The sequence below is a fragment of the Actinomycetota bacterium genome, from assembly GCA_030776725.1.
Lineage (GTDB): Bacteria > Actinomycetota > Nitriliruptoria > Nitriliruptorales > JAHWKO01 > JAHWKW01.
On sequence record JALYHG010000148.1, the window covers coordinates 1 to 2,037 of the forward strand.

The 2,037-nt window shown below is 73.7% G+C and carries 1 protein-coding gene; it reads right to left on the reverse strand.

Annotation, left to right across the window (positions count from 1 at the left end; genetic code table 11):
• The coding region (locus M3N57_07040) for a cell wall-binding repeat-containing protein (GenBank protein MDP9022438.1) at positions 1-2,037 on the reverse strand (2,037 nt) is incomplete at both ends.

Sequence of the window (2,037 nt, forward strand, 5' to 3'; positions counted from 1 at the left end):
TGCTGTACGAGTTCGGATCGGTGGGTGCTTCCGCCCAGCGACGGAGCAGGTCGTCAGCCGCGAGCTGGGCGGTGTGGTACCGGGTCACACCCGCGAAACGCTCGAGGGTGGCGCCACCGGCGACCCGGACCGCCTCGGCGGCGACCTGGTCGGTGACCGCCTTGCTCCCGCCGAACACGGTGACGGTCTTGGCCCACGCGCCCGGGTCGGCGCGGTCGCCAACGGGGCGGTGGCTGAGCGCCCAGCGGGTGGGCTCGGGCAGACTGTCTTGCTGGACGAGCAGGACAGGCAGGTCCTCAGCGGCGCCGAACGCCCCGGCGGCCAACGCGTCCGGGAAGGCGCGGCTGGGCTCGGAGTGGCCGCCGAGCGCGAGGAGCACCTCGGAGGGCTTCTCGCGTTTGACGATCTCCCAAGCCACCTGGCCGGCGGTGTGGTACCGGGTGGGGCCAGCGAGCCGCCGGACCGTGCCCACGTCGGTGCGCTGATCGAGATCGGTCTCGATCTGCTTCGACAGGCGCGCCTCGCCGCCCACCAGCCACGCCGTCGTGGCCCCCAGACGCTTGACCTCCTGCACCACCGACGGGTCGAGGGTGTCACGGCCGGTCAGCAGCACCGGGGCGCCGACCGACCCCGCCAGCGGCGAGGCGACCAGCGCGTCGGCGTAGACCTCCGCCGAGGCGATCACGACGTCCCGGGTGATCGGGAAACCTGCCTCCACCCGTTGGGGGTGGTCGAACGCCCACCGCGACAGCGCCACGGCCGTCCCGATGCGTTCGGAGGCGTAGCGCCGCTCGACCGCCGGGGTGACGGCGAAGGTCGTCTCGATCGGGGTGGCGCCGGCGGTGGACAGCCGGGCGGTGTAGGTGCCGGGCGCGACCTCACGGCCGGTGAAGTCGCGCAGGTCCCAGGCCAGCTCGATGCTGCTCCCCGTCCCGCGGCTGCCGCGGATCAGCCGTCCGTCCGCGTCGCGGATCGCGAGCTCCCACCCGGCCGACTGCGACAGGGTGACGTCCCACCGTGGGCGTTCTCCGATGACCGGCTGTTCCTCCCGGGCGCGTGGCCCGCCGTACAGCTTGGGCGCCCCGCTGGCGGCGACGTCCGCCGGCAGCTGCCCGCTGACGTACTGGTAGAGGTACCCGCCGGGACAGTCGGTCGTCCCCGTGTCGCGGTGTCCGAGGATGGTGGGGAGCGTCACCACTCGGTCCTCGGGGATCTTGTTCGTCGCGCCACCGCCGGAGATCTCCTTGGTCTCGCCTTGCGGGTCGACGTGGTGCAGGTCCAGCTTCCACGCCAGCAGGCGGACCAGCGCGGCCTTCAGCGCGTCGGGCGGGGGGATCTCGGCGAAGTTGCCGACGGTGGCGACCCCGAACGACCCGGCGTTGAACCCCGACGCGTGCGCGCCGATCACCGGCTCGGTCAAGCCCCCGGCACGGCCCTCGTAGATCGTCCCGTACCGGTCGACGAGCGCGTTGTACCCGATGTCGTCCCAGCCGCGGACGTCACGGTGGTACAGGCAGAACGACAGGATCTGCGCCGGGCCTTGCGACGCGCTGTAGCTGTTGGTCGATGCGGTGTGGTGCACGTACGCCAGGCGGACGTCGCCGGCGTACCCGGGCGGGGACTTCGGCGTGCACTGGTCGCGTGGGTCCCACGAGCGGCGCGGGACGATGGTGGGTTCGGTCGGGGCGGCCACCGCCGCGCCGGGGCGACCTCGCAGCTCCGGGGGGAGCCAGTCGATGCCGTCGCCGCCCCGCATCTCCACGGCGTGCAGGGTCACCGCGTCAGGTGCGGCGTCGGCCACCCGCAGCTGCAGCGCGTCAGCCTTCCCGATCCAGACCGGGTCGGTTGCGGTGCGCACGTCGCGCGCAGCCTCAGCCGTCCCCGGATCGGGTGCGTGCTCGTCGTGCGGGAGGTGCAGGTCGACCCACTCCTCCCAGCGCTCACCGCGCCGGACGCGCAGGTGCACCTCCACGTCCGGGTCGCCGCCCCAGTCGGCGCCGACCAGCACCGCGTCGCCGGCCGCGACCGGCCGCGACA